Raw genomic sequence first — 22,131 nt, 5'->3', positions numbered from 1 at the left:
TTTGACCGAAACGTGAAAGGAATAACAAGATGGATGATCAGTTAAAACAAAGCGCTCTCGATTTTCACGAGTTTCCTGTTCCGGGTAAAATCCAGGTATCCCCGACCAAACCGCTGGCGACCCAGCGCGATCTGGCGCTGGCCTACTCGCCAGGCGTAGCTGCCCCGTGCCTTGAAATCGAAAAAGATCCGCTGGCAGCGTACAAATACACCGCCCGTGGCAACCTGGTGGCCGTTATCTCTAACGGTACGGCGGTACTGGGGTTAGGGAACATTGGCGCGCTGGCCGGTAAGCCGGTGATGGAAGGGAAGGGCGTTCTGTTTAAGAAATTTGCCGGTATCGACGTCTTTGATATCGAAGTGGACGAACTGGACCCGGATAAATTCATCAACGTGGTGGCGGCGCTGGAGCCGACCTTCGGCGGCATCAACCTGGAAGACATCAAAGCGCCGGAATGTTTCTATATCGAGCAGAAGCTGCGCGAGCGTATGAACATTCCCGTGTTCCATGACGACCAGCACGGCACGGCGATTATCAGTACCGCCGCCATTCTGAACGGCCTGCGCGTGGTCGAGAAAAACCTCTCCGACGTGCGCATGGTGGTCTCCGGCGCTGGCGCCGCGGCCATCGCCTGTATGAACCTGCTGGTGGCGCTGGGCATGCAGAAACACAACATCGTGGTCTGCGACTCCAAAGGCGTGATTTACCAAGACCGCGAGCCAAACATGGCGGAAACCAAGGCGGCCTATGCGGTGGAAGACGACGGCAAGCGCACGCTAGAAGACGTCATTGAAGGTGCCGACATTTTCCTCGGCTGTTCAGGCCCGAAAGTACTGACCCAGGAGATGGTGCAGAAGATGGCGCGCGCGCCAATGATCCTGGCCCTGGCGAACCCGGAGCCGGAAATTCTGCCGCCGCTGGCGAAGGCAGTGCGTGAAGACGCGATCATCTGTACCGGACGTTCGGACTACCCGAACCAGGTGAACAACGTGCTCTGCTTCCCGTTCATCTTCCGCGGTGCGCTGGACGTCGGCGCTACGGCAATCAACGAAGAGATGAAGCTCGCCGCCGTACATGCTATCGCAGAGCTGGCGCACGCCGAGCAGAGCGAAGTGGTGGCCTCCGCCTACGGCGATCAGGATCTGAGCTTCGGCCCGGACTACATTATCCCTAAACCATTTGACCCGCGTCTGATCGTGAAGATCGCGCCAGCGGTGGCCAAAGCGGCGATGGACTCTGGCGTGGCGACGCGGCCGATTGAAGATTTCGATGCCTACGTCGATAAACTCACCGAGTTCGTCTACAAAACCAACCTGTTTATGAAGCCGATCTTCTCCCAGGCGCGCGCTGACGCGAAGCGCGTGGTGCTGGCGGAAGGGGAAGAGGCGCGCGTGCTGCACGCCACGCAGGAGCTGATCACCTTAGGGCTGGCGAAACCGATCCTGATTGGTCGTCCGAGCGTGATCGAGATGCGTATCCAGAAGCTGGGCCTGCAAATTAAGCCGGGCGTCGACTTTGAGATCGTCAATAACGAATCCGATCCGCGCTTCAAAGAGTACTGGAACGAATACTATTCGATCATGAAGCGTCGCGGGATCACTCAGGAGCAGGCGCAGCGGGCGGTGATCAGCAACACCACGGTGATCGGTGCGATCATGGTTCACCGCGGTGAGGCGGATGCGCTGATCTGCGGCACCATCGGCGAGTACCATGAGCATTTCAGCGTGGTGCAGGAGATCTTCGGCTATCGCGAGGGTGTCCATACTGCCGGCGCAATGAACGCGCTGCTGCTGCCAAGCGGTAACACCTTTATCGCCGATACCTACGTCAACGACGATCCTTCCCCGGACGAACTGGCGGAAATCACCGTGATGGCGGCGGAAACCGTGCGCCGCTTTGGTATCGAGCCGAAAGTGGCGCTGCTGTCGCATTCTAACTTCGGGTCATCCAAATCCGCGGCGGCGTGCAAAATGCGCCAGACGCTGGACCTGGTGCGCGAGCGTGCGCCGGAACTGATGATCGACGGCGAGATGCACGGCGACGCCGCGCTGATGGAGAGCATTCGTAATGAACGTATGCCGGACAGCCCGCTGAAAGGCTCCGCGAACGTGCTGATTATGCCGAACGTAGAAGCGGCGCGTATCAGCTATAACCTGCTGCGCGTGTCGAGTTCTGAAGGGGTGACCGTAGGGCCAGTGCTGATGGGGGTGTCAAAACCGGTACATGTATTAACGCCGATTGCCTCCGTGCGTCGTATCGTCAACATGGTGGCGCTGGCGGTGGTTGAGGCACAGACGCAGCCGCTGTAAGCGCTTTATGTCGGGTGGCGCGTTCGCTTACCCGACCTACGGGACTCGTAGGCCGGATAAGCCCAGCGTCATCCGGCAGTTACACCCAGTCCCGAACCCGAATAAACTCACGCAAGGCAGCCTCCGGGCTGCCTTCTTTGGGTTCAAAGCTGTATTCCCAGCGCACCAGCGGCGGCATCGACATCAGAATGGACTCCGTGCGCCCACCGGTTTGCAGGCCAAACAGCGTCCCGCGATCCCATACCAGGTTAAACTCCACGTAACGCCCGCGGCGGTACAGCTGGAACTCACGCTCGCGAACGCCGTAGTCGGTGTTTTTGCGGCGTTCGACAATCGGCAGATAGGCATCGGTAAAGCCTTCACCCACTGCACGCATAAATCTGAACGCGGTATCAAAATCCGGCGTGTTGAGATCGTCAAAGAACAGCCCGCCGATGCCGCGTTGCTCGTCGCGATGCTTCAGATAGAAATAGTCATCGCACCACTTTTTGTATTTCGGGTAAACGTCTTCGCCAAACGGCAGGCAGAGGTCGCGCGCGGTGGTGTGCCAGTGCACGGCGTCCTCTTCGAAGCCATAGTAAGGCGTTAAGTCGAAACCGCCGCCAAACCACCAGACCGGATCGGCCCCCGGTTTTTCCGCGATGAAAAAGCGCACGTTGGCGTGGCTGGTTGGCACAAACGGGTTATGCGGATGCACCACCAGCGAGACGCCCATCGCCTCGAAGCTGCGGCCCGCCAGTTCAGGCCGATGCGCCGTGGCGGACGCCGGCATTGCATCACCGTGGACGTGGGAGAAGTTAACCCCGGCCTGTTCAAAAATACCGCCGTTACGCAGCACGCGGCTGCGCCCGCCGCCGCCCGCTTCGCGCTGCCAGGCGTCTTCCTGGAATTCACCGCCGTCTGCGGCGGCCAGTTTCTGGCAAATCGCGTCCTGTAGCTGCATCAGGAACGTTTTGACCAGCTGTGCATTCGGTTTCATCAACGTTTCCTGGAGTGCGCTTTTTGATTATCGAACCAGTTGAAATAACTGATGACCCCGGAGGCGATAGCGTTCGCGATCTTCTGACGAAACGCCGTGGTGCCGAGTAAACGCTCCTCTTCCGGGTTGGTTATGAACGAGGTTTCAACCAGCACGGACGGAATGGACGGGGACTTCAGCACCACAAACGCGGCCTGCTCGGTGCTTTTACTGTGCAGACGGTGCACGGGCTTAATCCGTTTGAGGATATGCGAGCCGAGCGTCAGGCTGTTTTTGATGGTATCGGTCTGTACCAGATCAAACAGAACCTGCTGCAACAGATGGTCTTTGTCGGTGGCTTTTTTCCCGGCCACTTCATCCGCCCGGTTTTCGCGATCGGAGAGGTATTTCGCCATGGCGCTACTGGCGCCACGGTTGGAGAGGGCGAACACCGATGCGCCTGCGGCGGAAGGGTTTGTGAAGCCATCCGCGTGAATGGACATAAACAGGTCGGCGCCGTGCTTATGGGCAATTTCCACGCGATCGTACAGCGGGATAAACGTGTCGCCCGTGCGCGTCAGGCGGGCATCAATGCCGTTGCTGCGTAAAATTGCGCGCACATTTTTTGCAATTGCCAGCACGACGTGTTTTTCTTTCGACCCGTTTCGGCCAATGGCGCCGGTGTCGATCCCGCCGTGGCCCGGATCGAGCATGACCAGACGCTTTGCGCCGGCTTTTTTGGTTTTCGGCTTGCTGTGTCCGTTACTGGTTTTAAGCGAGCTCTCTTCTTTTGCCTGAGCCTGCTTTGCGATGCCTGTTAACGTTAAGGCCGCCAGCCCCGCTTTGAGAACCTGACGACGCGATGTGAGTGCTTTTAATGGTTTGAATGTGCTCATGCGGCCTGAATTGTAAAAATTGGGGTCCTGGTGTTATATCGTATCGCGTTTTGCGTGACGACATTCCTTATTGAGAATTGTTTTACTTTTCATTTCAATACGTGACAAAGTGACATTATGCCAAATTTTGGCGAGTTTTTCCCCGGTTATTGGCTAAATGCCCTGTTCACGCCATAATCACTGTTTTTAAACCCGAAAAGGCGGTTAATACCATGGAGATACGCGTTTTTCGCCAGGAAGATTTCGAAGAGGTGATCACCCTTTGGGAGCGCTGCGATCTGCTGCGTCCGTGGAACGATCCGGAAATGGACATCGAACGGAAGGTGAATCACGACGTCAGTCTGTTTCTGGTCGCTGAGGTCAACGGCGAGGTGGTCGGGACGGTAATGGGCGGGTACGACGGCCACCGCGGGTCGGCCTACTATCTGGGCGTGCACCCGGAATATCGCGCGCGTGGCATCGCCAACGCGCTGCTTAACCGTCTGGAAAAGAAACTGATCGCCCGTGGCTGCCCGAAAATCCAGATTATGGTGCGGGAAGATAACGACGTGGTGCTGGGCATGTATGAACGTCTGGGCTACGAGCACGCGGATGTACTGACGCTGGGTAAGCGCCTGATCGAAGATGAAGAGTACTGAGTTCCACCCTGGCGACTATGATGTTCACGGTCATCTGCGTCTGCCTTTTTTATTCTGGTGCGTTCTGCTGTTGCAGGCCCGCACCTGGGTGCTGTTCGTGATGGCTGGCGCGTCACGCGAGCAGGGCGATACGCTACTGAATCTCTTTTATCCCGATCACGATGCGTTCTGGCTGGGGTTACTGCCCGGTGTACCGGCGGTGCTGGCGTTCCTGTGCAGCGGTCGGCGGCAGTTCCTCCCGCGCTTCTGGCGCGCGCTTCGCTGGCTGTTGATTCTGGCGCAGGTTGTGCTCCTGGTCTGGCAGCCCGTGCTCTGGCTGTACGGCGAGCCGCTTTCCGGTATCGGGATTGCGCTGGTGGTGGCGGATATTGTCGCGCTGCTGTGGCTGGTCACGAACCCCCGTTTACGCGCCTGTTTTACGCAAGAGTCAGATTAAAACGGCACTTTTTGCCGATACTGCACTCCAACAAGCGTTGATTTATTACGTAAGGACGTCTCAATGAAATCGCTGCGTTTACTTTTATGCGCTCTCCCGCTGGCGTTAACCGGCTGTTCCACGCTCTCATCCATCAACTGGTCTGCGGCCTATCCGTGGAACTGGTTTGGCTCCTCAACGGAAGTGACCGATCAGGGCGTGGGCAAAATCACCGCCTCGACGGCGCTGGATCAGGATGCCATTCAGGAGGCCATCGGCAGTGATTATCGCCTGCGCAGCGGCATGAAAACCGAGAACGGCAACATCGTGCGCTATTTCGAAGCGTTGAAAGACGACAAGGTGGCGATGGTCATCAACGGCGATAAAGGTACGGTCAACCGCATTGCGGTGATGGATGAAGAGATTCCGACCTCAGGTGGCGTGAAGGTAGGTACGCCGTTTGGCGAGCTCTACCAGAAAGCGTTTGGCCACTGCGCCAGCGTGCCGTCGGATGACAGCGTGGCGGTCGAGTGTAAGGCCGACGGCAGCCAGCACATTAGCTATGTATTCAGCGGCACCTGGAACGGTCCGGAAGGGTTAATGCCCTCTGACGACACCTTGAAAAAGTGGAAAGTGAGCAAAATTATCTGGAAGCAGTAATTTGCGCCTGAGCAAGCCGCCTCGCTGAAATCCAGGTATAATAGCCGCCATCAATGCCACGCTGTCGTGGCATCTTTTTTTCAGGAGGAGCGATGTCTCAGGTTCAGAGTGGCATTTTGCCAGAACATTGCCGCGCGGCGATTTGGATTGAAGCCAACGTCAAAGGGGACGTGGATGCCCTGCGCGCGGCAAGCAAAATTTTCGTTGATAAACTGGCCACCTTTCAGGCCAAATTCCCCGAAGCCCATCTGGGCGCGGTGGTTGCCTTTGGCAACACCGTCTGGCGTCAGCTGAGCGGCGGCGAAGGCGCAGAAGAGCTGAAAGACTTTATTCCTTATGGCAAAGGTCTTGCGCCCGCCACCCAGTATGACGTCCTGATCCATATCCTCTCCCTGCGCCATGACGTGAATTTCTCCGTCGCTCAGGCAGCGATTGAGGCCTTTGGTGACAGCATCGACGTGCAGGAAGAGATCCACGGTTTCCGCTGGGTGGAAGAGCGCGATTTGAGCGGCTTCGTCGACGGCACCGAAAACCCGGCCGGGGAAGAGACGCGTCGCGAGGTGGCTGTAATCAAGGATGGCGTGGACGCAGGCGGCAGCTACGTGTTCGTCCAGCGCTGGGAGCATAACCTCAGGCAGCTTAACCGCATGAGCGTGCATGACCAGGAGATGATGATTGGCCGCACCAAAGACGCCAATGAAGAGATTGACGGCGATGCGCGTCCGGTCACGTCCCACCTGACCCGCGTTGACCTTAAAGAAGACGGTAAGGGGCTGAAGATTGTTCGCCAGAGCCTGCCGTACGGCACCGCGAGCGGTACGCACGGCCTGTACTTCTGCGCTTACTGTGCACGCCTCTACAACATCGAACAGCAGCTGCTGAGCATGTTTGGCGATACCGACGGCAAGCGTGACGCCATGCTGCGCTTCACCCGTCCGGTGACCGGCGGCTACTACTTTGCGCCGTCCGTTGAGCGCCTGCTGGCGCTGTAAATCGCTGTCCATTCGTAGGCCGGGTAAGCGTTAGCGCCACCCGGCAATTTCTCCCGCACCCCTTATTCCCTTTTCTGCTTCTAAATCACCAAACGGTATATAAAACCGTTACTCCTTTAGACTCCGTTATAAATATTATGACTATAAGATAGTCATCACATTTATAAGGGTGCGCAATGGCCGTTACTGTACTGAAAAAAGGATCGCTGGCACTGGCAGGTTTACTGCTGGTGGCGCAGGCGCAGGCAACCGAGTTGCTGAACAGTTCTTATGATGTTTCACGCGAGCTGTTTGCCGCCCTTAATCCCGCATTTGAACAGCAGTGGGCGAAAGAGAACAACGGCGACAAGCTGACCATCAAACAGTCGCACGCTGGCTCATCCAAGCAGGCGCTGGCCATTTTGCAGGGGCTGAAAGCGGATGTGGTGACCTACAACCAGGTCACGGACGTGCAGATCCTGCACGACAAAGGCAAGCTGATCCCGGCGGACTGGCAAAGCCGCCTGCCGAACAACAGTTCGCCGTTCTATTCCACCATGGGCTTCCTGGTGCGCAAGGGCAACCCGAAAAACATTCACGACTGGAACGACCTGGTGCGTTCTGACGTCAAGCTGATTTTCCCGAATCCGAAAACCTCCGGCAACGCGCGTTATACCTATCTGGCGGCGTGGGGCGCGGCGGACAAAGCTGACGGTAACGATAAAGCGAAAACCGAACAGTTTATGACCCAGTTCCTGAAAAACGTCGAAGTGTTTGACACCGGCGGCCGGGGCGCAACCACCACTTTCGCCGAGCGCGGGCTGGGCGATGTGCTGATCAGCTTTGAATCCGAAGTGAACAATATTCGTAAACAGTACGAAGCGCAGGGCTTCGAAGTGGTTATCCCGAAAACCAACGTTCTGGCCGAGTTCCCGGTGGCGTGGGTGGATAAAAACGTCAAAGCCAACGGCACTGAGAAAGCGGCAAAAGCCTATCTCAACTATCTGTACAGCCCGCAGGCGCAGACGGTGATTACTGACTATTACTACCGCGTTAATAATCCGGACGTGATGAACAAGCTGAAAGACAAATTCCCGCAGACCGAGCTGTTCCGCGTGGAAGATCATTTCGGCGCCTGGCCTGAGGTGATGAAAACGCATTTTGCCAGCGGCGGTGAGTTAGACAAATTGCTGGCGGCGGGGCGTAAGTAATGTTTGCAGGATCAACAAGACGTGTGCTGCCGGGTTTTACCTTAAGCCTCGGGACCAGCCTGCTGTTCGTCTGTCTGATTTTATTGTTACCGCTCAGCGCTCTGGTGATGCAGCTCGCTGAGATGAGCTGGTCCCAGTACTGGGAAGTGGTCACCAACCCGCAGGTGGTGGCGGCCTACAAGGTCACGCTGCTGTCTGCATTCGTGGCCTCGATTTTTAACGGCGTGTTTGGCCTGCTGATGGCATGGATCTTAACCCGCTATCGCTTCCCGGGCCGCACGCTGCTCGACGCCCTGATGGATCTGCCGTTTGCCCTGCCGACGGCGGTGGCCGGTCTGACGCTGGCGTCGCTGTTCTCCGTGAACGGCTTTTACGGCGAATGGCTGGCGAAGTTTGATATTAAAGTGACCTATACCTGGATCGGTATCGCGGTGGCGATGGCCTTCACCAGCATCCCGTTTGTGGTACGTACCGTGCAGCCGGTGCTGGAAGAGTTAGGCCCCGAATACGAAGAGGCTGCGGAGACCCTGGGCGCCACGCGCTGGCAGAGTTTCCGTAAGGTTGTGCTGCCGGAACTTTCTCCGGCCTTGCTGGCGGGGGTGGCGCTTTCCTTTACCCGCAGCCTTGGTGAATTTGGCGCGGTCATTTTTATCGCCGGGAACATCGCGTGGAAAACCGAAGTGACCTCGCTGATGATTTTTGTCCGTTTGCAGGAGTTTGATTATCCGGCGGCGAGCGCGATTGCCTCGGTGATCCTTGCCGCGTCGCTGCTGCTACTGTTTTCGATTAACACTCTGCAAAGTCGCTTTGGTCGACGTGTGGTAGGTCACTGATGGCGGAAGTTACGCAATTGAAGCGCTATGACGCCCCCCGCATCAACTGGGGCAAATGGTTTCTGATTGGTACCGGCGTGCTGGTCTCCGCATTCATTCTCGTCGTGCCGATGGTGTACATCTTCGTGCAGGCCTTCAGCAAAGGGATTATGCCCGCGCTGCAAAACCTGGCCGATCCGGACATGCTCCACGCCATCTGGCTGACGGTGATGATTGCCCTGATCACCGTCCCGGTGAATCTGGTGTTTGGCGTATTGCTGGCCTGGCTGGTAACGCGCTTTAACTTCCCGGGGCGTCAGCTGTTGCTGACCCTGCTGGATATCCCGTTTGCGGTGTCTCCGGTGGTGGCGGGTCTGGTTTATCTGCTCTTCTACGGCTCCAATGGCCCGCTGGGCGGCTGGCTGGATGAGCACGACCTGCAAATCATGTTCGCCTGGCCGGGGATGGTGCTGGTGACCGTCTTTGTCACCTGTCCGTTCGTGGTGCGCGAGCTGGTGCCGGTGATGCTCAGCCAGGGCAGCCATGAAGATGAAGCCGCGGTGCTGCTCGGCGCTTCCGGCTGGCAGATGTTCCGCCGCGTCACGCTGCCGAATATCCGCTGGGCACTGCTTTACGGCGTGGTGCTGACCAACGCCCGTGCGATCGGTGAGTTTGGCGCGGTGTCGGTGGTATCCGGCTCGATTCGCGGCGAAACCCTGTCGCTGCCGTTACAGATTGAATTACTGGAACAGGACTACAACACCGTCGGTTCCTTTACTGCCGCAGCGTTGCTGACGCTGATGGCGATTTTGACCCTGTTTTTGAAGAGTGTGGTGCAGTGGCGTTTAGAGAATCAGGAAAAACGTCAGCATCAGGAGGGAAATCATGAGCATTGAGATTGCCAATATTAAGAAGTCTTTTGGTCGCACCCAGGTGCTGAATGATATCTCGCTGGATATCCCTTCCGGACAAATGGTGGCGCTGCTGGGGCCGTCTGGCTCCGGTAAAACCACGCTGCTGCGTATTATCGCCGGGCTTGAACACCAGACCAGCGGACATATTCGCTTCCACGGTACGGACGTTAGCCGCCTGCACGCCCGCGACCGTAAAGTGGGCTTTGTATTTCAGCATTATGCGCTGTTCCGCCACATGACGGTATTCGACAACATCGCGTTTGGCCTGACCGTGCTGCCGCGTCGTGAACGTCCAGATGCCGCCGCCATCAAAGCGAAAGTGACCAAACTGCTGGAGATGGTGCAGCTTGCGCATCTGGCGGACCGCTTTCCGGCTCAACTTTCCGGCGGGCAGAAGCAGCGCGTGGCGCTGGCGCGTGCGTTAGCCGTTGAACCGCAAATTCTGCTGCTGGACGAACCGTTTGGCGCGCTGGATGCGCAGGTGCGAAAAGAGCTGCGCCGCTGGCTGCGTCAGCTGCATGAGGAACTCCAGTTCACCAGCGTTTTCGTGACCCACGATCAGGAAGAGGCGATGGAAGTGGCCGATCGCGTGGTGGTGATGAGTCAGGGCAATATTGAGCAGGTTGACGAGCCAGAGCAGCTCTGGCGTGAACCGGCGACCCGCTTTGTGCTGGAGTTTATGGGGGAAGTCAACCGCCTTCAGGGCACCATTCGCGGCGGTCAGTTCCACGTTGGCGCGCACCGCTGGCCGCTGGGGTATACCTCCGCGCATCAGGGGCCGGTGGATCTGTTCCTGCGTCCGTGGGAAGTGGACGTCAGCCGCCGTACCAGCCTGGATTCACCGCTTCCGGTGCAGGTGCTGGAAGCTAGCCCTAAAGGCCACTACACCCAATTGGTGGTACAGCCCCTGGGCTGGTACACCGAGCCGCTGACCGTGGTTATGCGTGACGACGTGCCGCCACACAGGGGGGAGCGCCTGTTTGTGGGGCTGCAACACGCGCGCATTTATCATGGCAACGAGCGTATCGAGACGCGCGAGGATATTGCTCTGGCGGAGTCAGCCTGATAGGTTATTAGTATGTTTATCGCCCGGTGGCGCTACGCTAACCGGGCCTACAGTTATCACTGCGTCTTGTAGGCCGGGTAAGCTAAGCGCCACCCGGCTTTTTTATTGAGTAAAAATCGTGAATACACTCGAACACACCATCGGCAACACCCCTCTGGTCAAACTTCAGCGCATGGGGCCTGATAACGGCAGCGAAATCTGGGTCAAACTCGAAGGCAATAACCCGGCGGGGTCGGTAAAAGACCGGGCGGCGCTGTCGATGATTGTCCAGGCCGAAAAGCGCGGTGAAATTAAGCCCGGCGACGTGCTGATCGAAGCCACCAGCGGTAACACCGGTATCGCGCTGGCAATGATTGCCGCCCTGAAAGGCTACCGCATGAAGTTGCTGATGCCGGATAACATGAGCCAGGAGCGCCGGGCCGCCATGCGCGCCTATGGAGCCGAGCTGATTCTGGTGAGCAAAGAGCAGGGGATGGAAGGGGCGCGAGATTTAGCGTTAGCGATGGCGGAGCGCGGGGAAGGCAAGCTTCTCGACCAGTTCAACAACCCGGACAACCCGTACGCGCACTACACCACCACCGGCCCGGAAATCTGGCAGCAAACCGACGGGCGCATCACCCACTTTGTCTCCAGCATGGGGACCACGGGCACGATCACCGGTGTGTCACGCTTTCTGCGCGAACAGGAGAAGCCGGTGACGATTGTCGGCCTGCAACCGGAAGAGGGGAGCAGCATTCCGGGTATCCGCCGCTGGCCGGCGGAGTATATGCCGGGCATCTTTAATGCGCAGCTTGTGGACCAGGTGCTGGATATTCATCAGCGCGAGGCGGAAAATACCATGCGTGAGCTGGCCGTGCGTGAAGGTATCTTCTGCGGCGTCAGCTCTGGCGGTGCCGTAGCGGGTGCGATCCGGGTGGCTGAGTCCACGCCGGGGGCGGTGGTCGTAGCGATTATTTGCGATCGCGGCGACCGTTATCTGTCTACCGGCGTCTTTGGTGAAGAGAGTTATTCGCAGGGGGCGGGGATTTAAGCGTCATGGAGATGATTTTATTCCGGGATAACACCCGGGCGCAGCAAACCGATATTGTCGCCGTTCAGTCGCAGGTGGTGTACGGCAGCGTGGGAAACAGCATCGCGGTGCCGAATATTCGCACCCACCGGCTGAACGTTACCGCCGTGCCAACGGTGCTGTTCAGCAATACGCCGCACTACGACACCTTCTACGGCGGGGTGATCCCGGACGAGTGGTTCAGCGGCTACCTTAAGGCGCTGGAAGAGCGCGAGATCCTGCGCGAGCTTAAAGCGGTCACCACCGGCTATATGGGCAGCGCCAGCCAGATCGCGCTGCTGGCGCAGTGGCTGAAGGCAATCAAAGTGCAACATCCCGATCTGCTGGTGCTGGTCGACCCGGTAATTGGGGATATCGATAGCGGGATGTACGTGAAGCCGGATATTCCTGAAGCCTACCGTGAGCATCTGCTCCCGCTGGCCCAGGGCATTACGCCCAACGTGTATGAACTGGAAGTGCTGAGCGGCAAACCGTGCCGTACGCCGGAGAGCGCCATTGCCGCCGCGCAGGGGCTGCTGTCCGACTCGCTGAAATGGGTAGCGATCACCAGTGCGCCAGTGTCTGACGATCCGCAGAATATCCACGTTGTGCTGGTGAGCGAAGAAGGTGTTACCGTAAGCGCGCACCCGCGCGTAGAGACGGATCTGAAAGGAACGGGCGATCTGTTCTGTTCGGAGCTGGTCAGCGGCATTGTGGGAGGGAAAACCGTTGCCGATGCCATTCGCATGGCGGGCGATCGGGTGACTGACGTTATGATCTATACGCAGTCGAAAGGCTATGACGAGCTTATCCTGCCGGCATAAACAAAAATGGCGCCCGAAGGCGCCATTTTTCTGTGCGGCAAGAATTACTTCTTGATGCGGATAACCGGGGTTTCACCCACGGTGACGCTGCCAGACAGTTTGATCAGTTCTTTGATTTCGTCCATGTTGGAGATAACAACCGGAGTCAGGGTAGACTTCGCTTTTTCTTCCAGCAGCGGCAGATCGAATTCAATTACCGGGTCGCCAACTTTAACACGCTGGCCTTCTTCTGCGATACGTTTGAAGCCTTCGCCTTTCAGTTCAACGGTGTCGATACCGAAGTGAACGAACAGTTCGATACCGCTATCGGATTCGATAGAGAACGCATGGTTGGTTTCAAAAATTTTACCGATGGTGCCGTCAACTGGAGCAACCATTTTGTTGCCAGTTGGTTTGATAGCAATGCCATCACCAACGATTTTCTCAGCAAACACTACATCCGGCACGTCTTCGATGTTGACGATCTCGCCGGAGAGCGGAGCAACAATCTCAATAGTTCCGGAGTCTTTCTTGTCATCAGAAACCAGAGATTTCAGTTTATCGAACAAACCCATGATCTTCTCCTAAGCAGTAAATTGGGCCGCATCTCGTGGATTAGCAGATTGTTTTTTCTTCAATGAACTTGTTAACCAGCGTCATTAACTCGTCCGTTGTCGGTTGAGCAAGAGCCTGCTCTGCTAACACCTTCGCATCTTCGAAGTTCGTGTTACGGATAATCTTCTTAATGCGCGGGATGGAAATGGCGCTCATAGAGAATTCGTCCAGACCCATACCCAGCAACAGAAGTGTAGCACGTTCGTCGCCTGCAAGCTCACCACACATGCCAGTCCATTTACCTTCTGCATGAGAAGCATCAATAACTTGCTTGATCAAATTCAGTACGGACGGTGACATTGGCTGGTAGAGATGTGAAATCATATCATTACCACGGTCAACTGCCAGGGTGTACTGCGTTAAATCATTGGTACCGATACTAAAGAAATCAACTTCTTTGGCTAAATGACGCGCAATGGTCGCGGCTGCCGGTGTTTCCACCATCACGCCGATCTCAATGGATTCGTCAAATGCTTTACCTTCGTCGCGCAGTTCCTGTTTGTAGATTTCGATCTCTTTCTTCAGTGCACGCACTTCTTCAACAGAGATGATCATCGGGAACATGATGCGCAGTTTACCGAAAGCGGAGGCACGCAGAATAGCGCGAACCTGGTCACGCAGGATCTCTTTGCGATCCATGGCGATACGCACGGCACGCCAGCCCAGGAACGGGTTCTCTTCTTTCGGGAAGTTCATGTACGGCAGCTCTTTGTCGCCACCGATGTCCATGGTACGGACGATTACAGCCTGCGAGCCGCACGCTTCCGCAACCGCTTTGTACGCTGCAAACTGCTCTTCTTCCGTTGGCAGAGCGTCGCGATCCATGAACAGGAATTCAGTACGATACAGACCTACACCTTCCGCGCCGTTGCGCTCAGCGCCGTCAACGTCACGTACGGTACCGATGTTAGCGCACACTTCAACCTGATGGCCGTCCAGCGTGATAGCTGGCAGATCTTTCAGTTTAGCGAGTTCCGCTTTCTCGGTAGCAACCTGCTCCTGAACGGAACGCAGCTGCTCGATCACATCGTTAGTTGGGTTGACGTAAACCACATTGTTTACGGCATCCAGAATCAGATAGTCGTCGTTTTTCACCTGGGAGGTAACGCTACCGGTACCCACAATGGCTGGCAGCTCCAGAGAACGCGCCATGATTGAGGTGTGGGAGGTACGTCCACCTGCATCAGTAATGAAACCCAGCACCTTGTTCAGGTTCAGCTGTGCGGTTTCAGACGGGGTCAGGTCAGCGGCAACCAGGATGACTTCGTCCTGAATCGCGCTCAGATCGATGATGGCCAGACCCAGGATGTTGCGCAGCAGGCGCTTACCGATGTCACGTACGTCAGCCGCACGTTCTTTCAGGTATTCATCGTCCAGCTCTTCCAGGGCAGATGCCTGACCTTCGATAACTTCATGCGCAGCCGCGTCGGCCGTCATGCCTTTATCTTTAATCAGGGCTATGATTTCCTGCTCCAGCTCCTCATCTTCGAGCAGCATAATGTGCCCTTCGAAGATGGCTTCTTTTTCTTCACCGAAAGTTTCGCCAGCTTTAGTTTTAATCGCTTCCAGTTGCGCAGATGCCTTGGCACGACCGCTCAGAAAACGTTCAACTTCCTGATCAACCTTGTCGGCAGAAATTTTTTTCCGGTCAATGACGATTTCGTCTTCTTTCAGCAGCAATGCTTTGCCGAAAGCGATACCCGGGGATGCTAAAATGCCTGAAATCATAACCCTACCTTACTTGTGACTGATATTGAAAAGAACCCGGTAAACTTACTCGAGTTCAGCCATCAGCTTAACCAGATGCTCAACTGCTTTCTGCTCGTCTTCACCTTCAGCGGAGATGGTAACAACGGTACCCTGAGTCAGGCCCAGAGTTTGCAGCTTGAACAGGCTTTTTGCGCTAGCGCTTTTGCCGTTGGAAGTCACGGTGATTTCAGAAGTGAAGCCTTTCGCTTCTTTAACAAACTGAGCAGCAGGGCGGGTGTGCAGACCGTTCGGAGCGGTAATGGTAACTTCTTGCTGGAACATTGTATTTCCCCAACTTATAGGTTTAGTGTTGTGGAACTAAAGTCTAGCCTGGCGACTTAACTTTAGCCTGTATAGTTAGCGCTGACGTTTCAATCGTCATTAAACATTATGCAGTGAAAGCAAGACTTGAACCAAATCATAAAATCGATTCAGCAGCGCTATTTCGTTCACCGATTAATTTCGCGCATCAAAATAATTGCTGGTTTAAATACCAGACCCAACGGGGTGAAGCAATGCCAGGAGGGGTAAAACTTTGAAGCAGGCCACAAAAAAGCACCTGAAAAGGTGCTTTTTTACGCGTTTTTAACATGCTGGCATCACTGTTGCAGTTCTTTCTCTGTGAAGAGATCGGCAAACAGTGCTGTGCTTAAGTAACGCTCACCCGAAGACGGTAGGATAACCACAATGTTCTTATTGGTAAAGGTTTCATCTTCCAGCAGTTTGAGGGCTGCCGCAACCGCCGCACCGGAAGAGATACCCGCCAGAATGCCTTCCTCGTCCATCAGGCGACGCGCCGTGGAGATGGCTTCTTCATTGGTAATGGCGACGACTTTATCGATCAGCTTCAGATCCAGGTTGCCTGGAATAAAGCCAGCGCCGATACCCTGGATTTTGTGTGGGCCAGGTTTGATCTCTTCGCCTGCCAACGCCTGAGCGATAACCGGTGAGTCGGTTGGCTCAACGGCAACGGTAATCAGATCTTTTTTACCTTTCGTGCCTTTAATATAGCGAGACACACCGGTCAGCGTACCGCCGGTGCCTACGCCGGAGATAAACACATCAACCTGACCGTCGGTATCTTCCCAGATTTCCGGGCCGGTGGTTTTCTCATGAATTTCCGGGTTGGCCGGGTTGCTGAACTGCTGGAGCAGCAGATACTTTGCCGGATCGCTGGCAACAATTTCTTCGGCCTTCTGAATCGCGCCCTTCATGCCTTTTGCGCCTTCGGTCAGGACCAGGTTCGCACCCAGCGCTTTCAGCAGCTTACGACGCTCAATGCTCATGGTTTCAGGCATAGTCAGCGTCAGCTTGTAGCCACGCGCCGCCGCAACATAGGCCAGAGCGATACCGGTATTGCCGCTGGTGGGTTCAACCAGCTCAACGCCAGGTTTCAGCACGCCACGCTTTTCAGCATCCCAAATCATATTCGCACCGATACGGCATTTAACGCTGAAGCTTGGGTTACGAGATTCGACCTTCGCCAGAATGCGTCCATTACCGATACGGTTCAGTCGAACCAGGGGCGTATGACCGATAGTCAGCGAGTTGTCTTCATAAATCTTACTCATGGCCTGTCCTTAACTGTATGAAATTGGGATACCGACCCAGCATACCTGTTGAACAGGTATGGGGAAGTAAGGAAATCGCATATCTATATGCTGCAAGGAAATAATGGGGATCAGTATGGAATAAGGGGCGGCATAAGCCACCCCTCTTTTACACATTTTTGCATTACTTCCATAACGCGTGCTTAGCACGGTAGCAGTCCACCCACATCGCCGTCGCGCCGCAAACGGCAACGGGCATGATGAACAAATTCAGGAAAGGGATCATGGTGAACAGGCTGGTCAGCGCGCCAAACTGCATGTTGGCAACCTTCTGAGTGCGCAGGGCAGTGCGCATCTCTTTAAACGGCACTTTGTGGTTATCGAACGGATAATCACAGTACTGGATAGCAAGCATCCAGGCGCTGAACAGGAACCACAGCACGGGCGCGACCGTCTGGCCAATCCCGGGTACAAAATAAAGAATAAGCAGCACAATCGCCCGCGGCAGGTACCAGGCGAACTTCTGCCATTCACGCTTCATGATGCGGGGGAGATCTTTCACGATCCCCAGTACGCCCGTGTCAGGTGGCGTCGCACCGGTAAGGCGCGCTTCAAGCTGTTCGGCCAGCAGACCGTTGAACGGCGCGGCTATCCAGTTTGCTATCGTCGAAAAGAAATAACCGAAAACCAGCAGCACGGAGATAACCGCAATCGGCCAGAGCAGGTAGTCTAGCCACTGTAACCAGTCCGGCACATAGCTCATCAGGGAAGGGATCCAGCTTTCCAGTCTGGTGAACAGCCACCAGAAGGCCCCGCCCATCAGAATAATGTTGATCAGTAACGGCAAAATAACGAAGCGTCGAATGCCCGGCAGGGAGACCAGTTTCCAGCCCTGAGAAAAGTACCAGACCCCGCTGCGTGGGGCAGAAGAAGATGTTGAAACCATACCAGGCTGTACTCCTTTTTACACAACCAGTGGAATTGCCCGCCTATATTATCCAGTTACGGGCCAATGACCAGTTCGGAAATGTTCGAAAAACCAGCAAAAAGCACGATTTAGTTCATCTTTATGCTGTGAATGCTCTGCATACACTTGCACTTGACGTAAACGGCAAATACTCTTAGTGAGTAAATGTTTGCCGTGGTGGCAAGGTGTTAGAACAACAGAGAATATAATGATGCAGGATTTGCGTCTGATATTAATCATTGTTGGCGCGATCGCCATAATCGCTTTACTGGTACATGGTTTCTGGACCAGCCGTAAAGAGCGTTCCTCTATGTTTCGCGATCGTCCACTGAAGCGCATGAAGTCCAGTCGTGACGACGATGACGTTGAAGACGACATCGACGGTCCTGACGACGACGGCGTGGGTGAAGTTCGTGTTCATCGGGTCAATACTGCGCCCGGCGCAGCGCATGGAGAGCATGAAGCCCCCCGCGCTCCGCAGCACCAGTATCAACCACCGTATGCTTCTGCCCAGCCGCGCCAGCCAGCGCCGCCGCCAGTGGAAGAACCTGTTCGTCATCCGCCGCAGCAGCCTGTGCAACAGCAGCCCGTTGCGCCACAGCCTGTACAGCCGCAACCTGTGCAACAGCCTGCACAGCCAGTGCATCAGCCACAGCCTGTTCAGCAGCCGCAGCCGGTACAACAACCGCAGCCGCAGCCTGAACCGCCTGCGCCACAGCCCGCTCCGCGCGTTGAGCCAGAGCCGGTCGCAGAGCCAGAACCGGTTGTTGAAAAGCCGCAGCGTAAAGAAGCAGTGATCATCATGAACGTGGCTGCTCATCATGGCACCCATCTGAACGGTGACGTGCTGCTTAACAGCATCCAACAGGCAGGCTTCAAGTTCGGCGACATGAATATTTTCCATCGCCACCTGAGTCCTGACGGTAGCGGTCCGGCGCTGTTTAGCCTGGCCAATATGGTCAATCCAGGCACGTTTGACCCGGAAATGACCGGTGATTTCGTCACGCCGGGGGTTACGATCTTTATGCAGGTGCCGTCCTACGGTGACGAGCTGCAAAACTTTAAGCTGATGCTACAGTCCGCTCAGCACATCGCCGACGAAGTGGGCGGTGTGGTGCTCGACGATCAGCGTCGAATGATGACGCCGCAGAAACTGCGCGAGTATCAGGACCGCATCCGCGAAGTTAAGGAAGCGAACGCGTAATCGTCGCGTTAACTTCACCTCCTCCTCAACCCCCGCCTGTCGGGGGTTTTTCTCATTGATGGTGCGATATGGACTCAATCGAACAACAACTTACTGAACTGCGAACCACGCTTCGCCATCATGAATATCTCTATCATGTTATGGACGCACCGGAAGTGCCGGATGCGGAATATGACCGCCTGATGCGTGAACTGCGCGAGCTGGAAGCGCAGCACCCCGAACTGATTACGCCCGATTCCCCAACGCAGCGCGTCGGCGCGGAACCGCTGGGCGCTTTCAGCCAGGTGCGACATGAAGTGCCGATGCTGTCGCTGGATAACGTGTTTGATGAAGAGAGTTTTCTGGCTTTCAACAAGCGTGTGCAGGATCGCCTGAAGAGCATCGACAATCTGAGCTGGTGCTGCGAGCTAAAGCTGGATGGTCTGGCCGTTAGCATTCTTTATGAGAACGGCGTGATGGTGCGTGCCGCAACGCGCGGCGACGGCACTACCGGGGAAGACATCACCACTAATGTGCGCACTATTCGTGCGATCCCGCTGAAACTGCGTGGCGATAACATTCCCGCCCGGCTGGAAGTGCGCGGGGAAGTGTTCCTTCCGCAGGCGGGCTTCGAGAAGATCAACGAAGAAGCGCGTCGTACCGGTGGGAAAGTGTTTGCAAACCCGCGTAACGCGGCGGCAGGTTCGCTGCGTCAGCTCGATCCACGAATCACCGCGAAGCGACCGCTTACTTTCTTCTGCTACGGCGTCGGGATCCTGGAAGGCGGTGACCTGCCAGATACTCACCTGGGTCGTTTAATGCAGTTCAAAGAGTGGGGGTTACCGGTTAGCAACCGCGTGCAGCTCTGCGACTCTCCGGAGGCGGTGCTGGCGTTCTATCACAAGGTTGAAGAAGATCGTCCCACGCTCGGGTTTGATATTGATGGCGTGGTGATCAAGGTTAACTCGCTGGCGTTGCAGGAACAGTTAGGATTTGTGGCCCGTGCGCCGCGCTGGGCGGTGGCCTTTAAGTTCCCGGCGCAGGAGCAGATGACCTTCGTTCGCGACGTGGAGTTTCAGGTAGGGCGTACGGGGGCGATTACGCCTGTGGCGCGTCTGGAGCCTGTGCAGGTGGCTGGGGTGCTGGTAAGTAACGCCACGCTGCATAACGCCGATGAAATTGCCCGCCTGGGCCTGCGCATTGGTGACAAAGTGGTGATTCGCCGCGCGGGCGACGTGATCCCACAGGTGGTTAACGTTGTTGAGTCTGAACGTCCTGCCGATACCCGTGCCATCGAGTTTCCAGCCCACTGTCCGGTATGTGGTTCGGACGTTGAGCGCGTGGAGGGGGAAGCGGTAACGCGCTGTACGGGCGGGTTAATCTGCGGCGCGCAGCGTAAAGAGTCCCTGAAGCACTTTGTCTCCCGCCGGGCGATGGACGTCGACGGAATGGGTGACAAGATTATCGACCAGTTAGTTGAGAAAGAGTACGTCCATACGCCAGCGGACCTCTTTACCCTGACGGCAGGTAAGCTGACCGGTCTTGATCGTATGGGGCCGAAATCTGCCCAGAACATCGTTAACGCGCTCGAGGCGGCCAAAAACACCACCTTTGCCCGTTTCCTTTACGCGCTTGGCATTCGTGAAGTCGGAGAGGCGACGGCGGCAGGGCTGGCGGCGTATTTCGGCACGCTGGACGCGCTGGAGAAAGCCACCATCGACGAGCTACAGAAAGTCCCTGATGTCGGCATTGTGGTCGCTACCCACGTTTTCAACTTCTTCGCCGAAGAGAGCAACCGTGAAGTGATCGGTAAATTACTGGAACAGGGCATTCACTGGCCTGCACCGGTAGTGGTTAATGCCGAAGAGATCGACAGCCCGTTTGCCGGTAAAACGGTAGTGCTGACCGGCAGCCTGAGCCAGCTCTCGCGCGATGACGCGAAAGCGCGCTTGGTGGCGCTGGGGGCAAAAGTGGCGGGCAGCGTATCGAAGAAAACCGACCTGGTGATTGCCGGGGAAGCGGCCGGTTCGAAGCTGGCAAAAGCGCAGGAGCTTGGCATCGAGGTAATCGACGAAGCGGAAATGATGCGCCTGTTAGGAGAGTGACGTGGAAAAAGAGCAGCTCGTTGAGATCGCCAATACGGAGATGCCGTTCGGTAAATATAAGGGTCGCAGGCTGATTGATTTACCGGAAGAGTATCTGCTGTGGTTTGCCCGTAAGGATGAGTTCCCCGCCGGGCGTCTGGGCGAGCTGATGGCTATCACGTTACTGATCAAAACAGAGGGGCTGACCCAGCTGGTTCAGCCCCTGAAACGTCCTTAAACTTTCGCGGCGCGGGTCTCTTCCTGCGCCAGCTTTTCAGTCTGCGCCTTGTAACGCCGCGCCAGTACCGCGCACACCATCAACTGGATCTGATGGAAAATCATCAGCGGCAACACCATCATCCCAATGACGGACGTCGGGAACAGAATATTGGCCATTGGGATCCCGTTGGCCAGGCTCTTTTTCGATCCGCAAAATACAATGGTGATTTCATCGGCCTTATTGAAGCCGCATTTGCGGGCCACAAAGACGTTAACCGCGATGACAATGGCCAGCAAAACGATGCTTACCACCACAATAAACAGCAGCGATCCAGCGCCCACCCTGTGCCAGATGCCGTTCACCACGGCTTCGCTGAAGGCCGTGTAAACCACCAGCAGAATTGAGCTTTGGTCCGTTTTCCCGATCCATTTTTTATGTTTTGCCACAAACGCCCCAATCCAGGGACGGGATAAGTGTCCGAGCACAAACGGCAGCAGCAGTTGCAGACAAATTTTACCCACCTGCTCCAGATTACCTTCCGCCCCGTGCATATTCATCAGCAGACCGACCAGCAGCGGTGAAACAAAGATCCCCAGCAGGCTGGAAGCGGAAGCAGAACAAACCGCCGCCGCGACGTTACCGCCCGCCAGCGAGGTAAAGGCAATAGCGGACTGCACGGTGGCCGGCAAAATGCACAGATAAAGGAAACCGGTATACAGCGCCGGATCGACATTCACCGGCGCCCACCAGGCGAACAGCACGCCCAAAACCGGGAAGAGGATAAAGGTGCTGCACATTACCCACAGGTGCAGTCGCCAGTGGCTACCGCCTGCAATAATGGCTTCCCGGGAGAGTTTGGCGCCATGCATAAAGAACAGCAGGGCAATGGCTGCCGTGGTCAGTCCTTCAATAACCGGAACGAAACTGCCCCGCGCCGGGAAGAACGAGGCCAGCAAGACGACACTAATCAGGGTCAGCGTAAACGGATCAAGGATACGAAAAAGTTTCATAATCACTCCTGAAAACAGATGCCGCTATTGTGCTTTCTTCCCTTTGAGAAAT

22 protein-coding genes are annotated in these 22,131 nt (G+C 56.0%); 14 read left to right on the top strand and 8 right to left on the bottom strand.

From position 1 onward, the window contains the following. The first annotated feature begins 29 nt into the window (after positions 1 to 29). Positions 30 to 2,309 (top strand): NADP-dependent oxaloacetate-decarboxylating malate dehydrogenase, encoded by a 2,280-nt coding sequence (gene maeB, locus ACOTX5_RS03955; RefSeq protein ID WP_045911347.1) that lies wholly within the window; start codon positions 30 to 32, stop codon positions 2,307 to 2,309. Positions 2,310 to 2,388: 79 nt separating this feature from the next. Here maeB and hemF read toward each other — a convergent pair whose 3' ends face one another. Further along, positions 2,389 to 3,288: an oxygen-dependent coproporphyrinogen oxidase gene (gene hemF, locus ACOTX5_RS03950; protein WP_032654389.1), complete on the bottom strand. Its 900-nt coding sequence runs from the start codon at positions 3,286 to 3,288 to the stop codon at positions 2,389 to 2,391. After that, on the bottom strand, positions 3,288 to 4,163 hold the full coding sequence (amiA, locus tag ACOTX5_RS03945) for an N-acetylmuramoyl-L-alanine amidase AmiA (protein ID WP_015572219.1): 876 nt from the start codon (positions 4,161 to 4,163) through the stop codon (positions 3,288 to 3,290). Before amiA ends, hemF begins: the two co-directional genes overlap by 1 nt. 212 nt (positions 4,164 to 4,375) lie before the next feature. On the opposite strand from amiA, the gene ACOTX5_RS03940 reads away from it, so the two are divergent. The 10 genes from ACOTX5_RS03940 (at position 4,376) to pdxK (ending at position 12,722) form a co-directional block, all read left to right on the top strand. After that, positions 4,376 to 4,801, top strand: coding sequence for a GNAT family acetyltransferase (locus ACOTX5_RS03940; RefSeq protein WP_003861292.1), 426 nt, complete (start codon positions 4,376 to 4,378; stop codon positions 4,799 to 4,801). Further along, positions 4,788 to 5,237 carry a DUF2919 domain-containing protein gene (locus ACOTX5_RS03935; protein WP_045911348.1) on the top strand — a complete coding sequence of 150 codons (450 nt, stop codon included), beginning with the start codon at positions 4,788 to 4,790 and terminating at the stop codon, positions 5,235 to 5,237. Before ACOTX5_RS03940 ends, ACOTX5_RS03935 begins: the two co-directional genes overlap by 14 nt. A gap of 63 nt (positions 5,238 to 5,300) precedes the next feature. Then, a complete protein-coding gene (locus tag ACOTX5_RS03930) occupies positions 5,301 to 5,876 on the top strand; it encodes an RpoE-regulated lipoprotein (protein WP_045911349.1) in 576 nt (191 codons plus the stop codon). Positions 5,877 to 5,968: 92 nt separating this feature from the next. Next, positions 5,969 to 6,868, top strand: a complete 900-nt coding sequence (locus ACOTX5_RS03925) for a Dyp-type peroxidase (protein WP_017383480.1) — start codon at positions 5,969 to 5,971, stop codon at positions 6,866 to 6,868. Positions 6,869 to 7,044: 176 nt separating this feature from the next. Continuing rightward, a complete protein-coding gene (locus ACOTX5_RS03920; RefSeq protein WP_032649009.1) occupies positions 7,045 to 8,058 on the top strand; it encodes a sulfate ABC transporter substrate-binding protein in 1,014 nt (337 codons plus the stop codon). Beyond that, positions 8,058 to 8,891 (top strand): sulfate/thiosulfate ABC transporter permease CysT, encoded by an 834-nt coding sequence (cysT, locus tag ACOTX5_RS03915; RefSeq protein ID WP_017383478.1) that lies wholly within the window; start codon positions 8,058 to 8,060, stop codon positions 8,889 to 8,891. The genes ACOTX5_RS03920 and cysT overlap by 1 nt, the downstream gene beginning before the upstream one ends. Then, positions 8,891 to 9,766 (top strand): sulfate/thiosulfate ABC transporter permease CysW, encoded by an 876-nt coding sequence (gene cysW / locus ACOTX5_RS03910; RefSeq protein WP_003861305.1) that lies wholly within the window; start codon positions 8,891 to 8,893, stop codon positions 9,764 to 9,766. The genes cysT and cysW overlap by 1 nt, the downstream gene beginning before the upstream one ends. After that, positions 9,756 to 10,850: a sulfate/thiosulfate ABC transporter ATP-binding protein CysA gene (gene cysA / locus ACOTX5_RS03905; RefSeq protein WP_017383477.1), complete on the top strand. Its 1,095-nt coding sequence runs from the start codon at positions 9,756 to 9,758 to the stop codon at positions 10,848 to 10,850. Before cysW ends, cysA begins: the two co-directional genes overlap by 11 nt. 118 nt (positions 10,851 to 10,968) lie before the next feature. Beyond that, entirely contained in the window at positions 10,969 to 11,880 is a 912-nt protein-coding gene (cysM, locus tag ACOTX5_RS03900) for a cysteine synthase CysM (RefSeq protein WP_017383476.1), read from the top strand. Positions 11,881 to 11,885: 5 nt separating this feature from the next. Next, positions 11,886 to 12,722: a pyridoxine/pyridoxal/pyridoxamine kinase gene (gene pdxK / locus ACOTX5_RS03895; RefSeq protein ID WP_015572224.1), complete on the top strand. Its 837-nt coding sequence runs from the start codon at positions 11,886 to 11,888 to the stop codon at positions 12,720 to 12,722. 44 nt (positions 12,723 to 12,766) lie between these two features. Here the strand turns inward: pdxK and crr are convergent, their stop codons facing one another. From crr to cysZ, 5 genes are all read right to left on the bottom strand, one after another. Then, positions 12,767 to 13,276, bottom strand: coding sequence for a PTS glucose transporter subunit IIA (gene crr / locus ACOTX5_RS03890; RefSeq protein WP_003861316.1), 510 nt, complete (start codon positions 13,274 to 13,276; stop codon positions 12,767 to 12,769). Between the two features lie 40 nt (positions 13,277 to 13,316). Further along, on the bottom strand, positions 13,317 to 15,044 hold the full coding sequence (ptsI, locus tag ACOTX5_RS03885; RefSeq protein ID WP_006811455.1) for a phosphoenolpyruvate-protein phosphotransferase PtsI: 1,728 nt from the start codon (positions 15,042 to 15,044) through the stop codon (positions 13,317 to 13,319). 45 nt (positions 15,045 to 15,089) lie between these two features. Further along, complete coding sequence (gene ptsH, locus ACOTX5_RS03880; RefSeq protein WP_000487600.1) at positions 15,090 to 15,347, bottom strand: phosphocarrier protein Hpr; 258 nt, start codon at positions 15,345 to 15,347, stop codon at positions 15,090 to 15,092. Positions 15,348 to 15,664: 317 nt separating this feature from the next. Further along, the gene (cysK, locus tag ACOTX5_RS03875) at positions 15,665 to 16,636 is read right to left on the bottom strand and encodes a cysteine synthase A (RefSeq protein WP_006811453.1); all 972 of its coding nucleotides are present in this window, start codon (positions 16,634 to 16,636) and stop codon (positions 15,665 to 15,667) included. Between the two features lie 163 nt (positions 16,637 to 16,799). After that, positions 16,800 to 17,561, bottom strand: coding sequence for a sulfate transporter CysZ (cysZ, locus tag ACOTX5_RS03870; protein ID WP_006811452.1), 762 nt, complete (start codon positions 17,559 to 17,561; stop codon positions 16,800 to 16,802). 229 nt (positions 17,562 to 17,790) lie between these two features. Between cysZ and zipA the strand changes: the two genes are divergently transcribed. From zipA to ACOTX5_RS03855, 3 genes are all read left to right on the top strand, one after another. Next, complete coding sequence (gene zipA, locus ACOTX5_RS03865; RefSeq protein WP_015572226.1) at positions 17,791 to 18,786, top strand: cell division protein ZipA; 996 nt, start codon at positions 17,791 to 17,793, stop codon at positions 18,784 to 18,786. A gap of 68 nt (positions 18,787 to 18,854) precedes the next feature. Next, positions 18,855 to 20,870 (top strand): NAD-dependent DNA ligase LigA, encoded by a 2,016-nt coding sequence (gene ligA, locus ACOTX5_RS03860; RefSeq protein ID WP_017383473.1) that lies wholly within the window; start codon positions 18,855 to 18,857, stop codon positions 20,868 to 20,870. A gap of 1 nt (position 20,871) precedes the next feature. Next, positions 20,872 to 21,087: a DUF3820 family protein gene (locus tag ACOTX5_RS03855; RefSeq protein WP_003861328.1), complete on the top strand. Its 216-nt coding sequence runs from the start codon at positions 20,872 to 20,874 to the stop codon at positions 21,085 to 21,087. On the opposite strand, the gene ACOTX5_RS03850 is transcribed toward ACOTX5_RS03855, so the two are convergent. Continuing rightward, a complete protein-coding gene (locus ACOTX5_RS03850; protein WP_023304176.1) occupies positions 21,084 to 22,079 on the bottom strand; it encodes a bile acid:sodium symporter family protein in 996 nt (331 codons plus the stop codon). The genes ACOTX5_RS03855 and ACOTX5_RS03850 overlap by 4 nt on opposite strands. Positions 22,080 to 22,131 lie beyond the last annotated feature (52 nt).

Origin of the sequence: Enterobacter cloacae complex sp. IR5441 (genome assembly GCF_049238215.1) — a bacterium.
Taxonomy (GTDB): Bacteria; Pseudomonadota; Gammaproteobacteria; order Enterobacterales; family Enterobacteriaceae; genus Enterobacter; species Enterobacter hormaechei_C.
The sequence above is the reverse complement of the archived record's forward strand: the minus strand, read 5'-3'. Positions and strand labels throughout refer to the sequence as shown.

Coding starts and splice junctions, on each gene's coding strand:
- cysT (WP_017383478.1), top strand. CDS start 8,058: ATGTTTGCAGGATCAACAAGACGTGTGCTGCCGGGTTTTACCTTAAGC.
- ACOTX5_RS03940 (WP_003861292.1), top strand. CDS start 4,376: ATGGAGATACGCGTTTTTCGCCAGGAAGATTTCGAAGAGGTGATCACC.
- ACOTX5_RS03850 (WP_023304176.1), bottom strand. CDS start 22,079: ATGAAACTTTTTCGTATCCTTGATCCGTTTACGCTGACCCTGATTAGT.
- ligA (WP_017383473.1), top strand. CDS start 18,855: ATGGACTCAATCGAACAACAACTTACTGAACTGCGAACCACGCTTCGC.
- crr (WP_003861316.1), bottom strand. CDS start 13,276: ATGGGTTTGTTCGATAAACTGAAATCTCTGGTTTCTGATGACAAGAAA.
- ACOTX5_RS03920 (WP_032649009.1), top strand. CDS start 7,045: ATGGCCGTTACTGTACTGAAAAAAGGATCGCTGGCACTGGCAGGTTTA.
- cysW (WP_003861305.1), top strand. CDS start 8,891: ATGGCGGAAGTTACGCAATTGAAGCGCTATGACGCCCCCCGCATCAAC.
- ptsH (WP_000487600.1), bottom strand. CDS start 15,347: ATGTTCCAGCAAGAAGTTACCATTACCGCTCCGAACGGTCTGCACACC.
- amiA (WP_015572219.1), bottom strand. CDS start 4,163: ATGAGCACATTCAAACCATTAAAAGCACTCACATCGCGTCGTCAGGTT.
- cysA (WP_017383477.1), top strand. CDS start 9,756: ATGAGCATTGAGATTGCCAATATTAAGAAGTCTTTTGGTCGCACCCAG.
- ACOTX5_RS03930 (WP_045911349.1), top strand. CDS start 5,301: ATGAAATCGCTGCGTTTACTTTTATGCGCTCTCCCGCTGGCGTTAACC.
- pdxK (WP_015572224.1), top strand. CDS start 11,886: ATGGAGATGATTTTATTCCGGGATAACACCCGGGCGCAGCAAACCGAT.
- ptsI (WP_006811455.1), bottom strand. CDS start 15,044: ATGATTTCAGGCATTTTAGCATCCCCGGGTATCGCTTTCGGCAAAGCA.
- ACOTX5_RS03925 (WP_017383480.1), top strand. CDS start 5,969: ATGTCTCAGGTTCAGAGTGGCATTTTGCCAGAACATTGCCGCGCGGCG.
- ACOTX5_RS03935 (WP_045911348.1), top strand. CDS start 4,788: ATGAAGAGTACTGAGTTCCACCCTGGCGACTATGATGTTCACGGTCAT.
- maeB (WP_045911347.1), top strand. CDS start 30: ATGGATGATCAGTTAAAACAAAGCGCTCTCGATTTTCACGAGTTTCCT.
- cysK (WP_006811453.1), bottom strand. CDS start 16,636: ATGAGTAAGATTTATGAAGACAACTCGCTGACTATCGGTCATACGCCC.
- cysZ (WP_006811452.1), bottom strand. CDS start 17,561: ATGGTTTCAACATCTTCTTCTGCCCCACGCAGCGGGGTCTGGTACTTT.
- zipA (WP_015572226.1), top strand. CDS start 17,791: ATGATGCAGGATTTGCGTCTGATATTAATCATTGTTGGCGCGATCGCC.
- hemF (WP_032654389.1), bottom strand. CDS start 3,288: ATGAAACCGAATGCACAGCTGGTCAAAACGTTCCTGATGCAGCTACAG.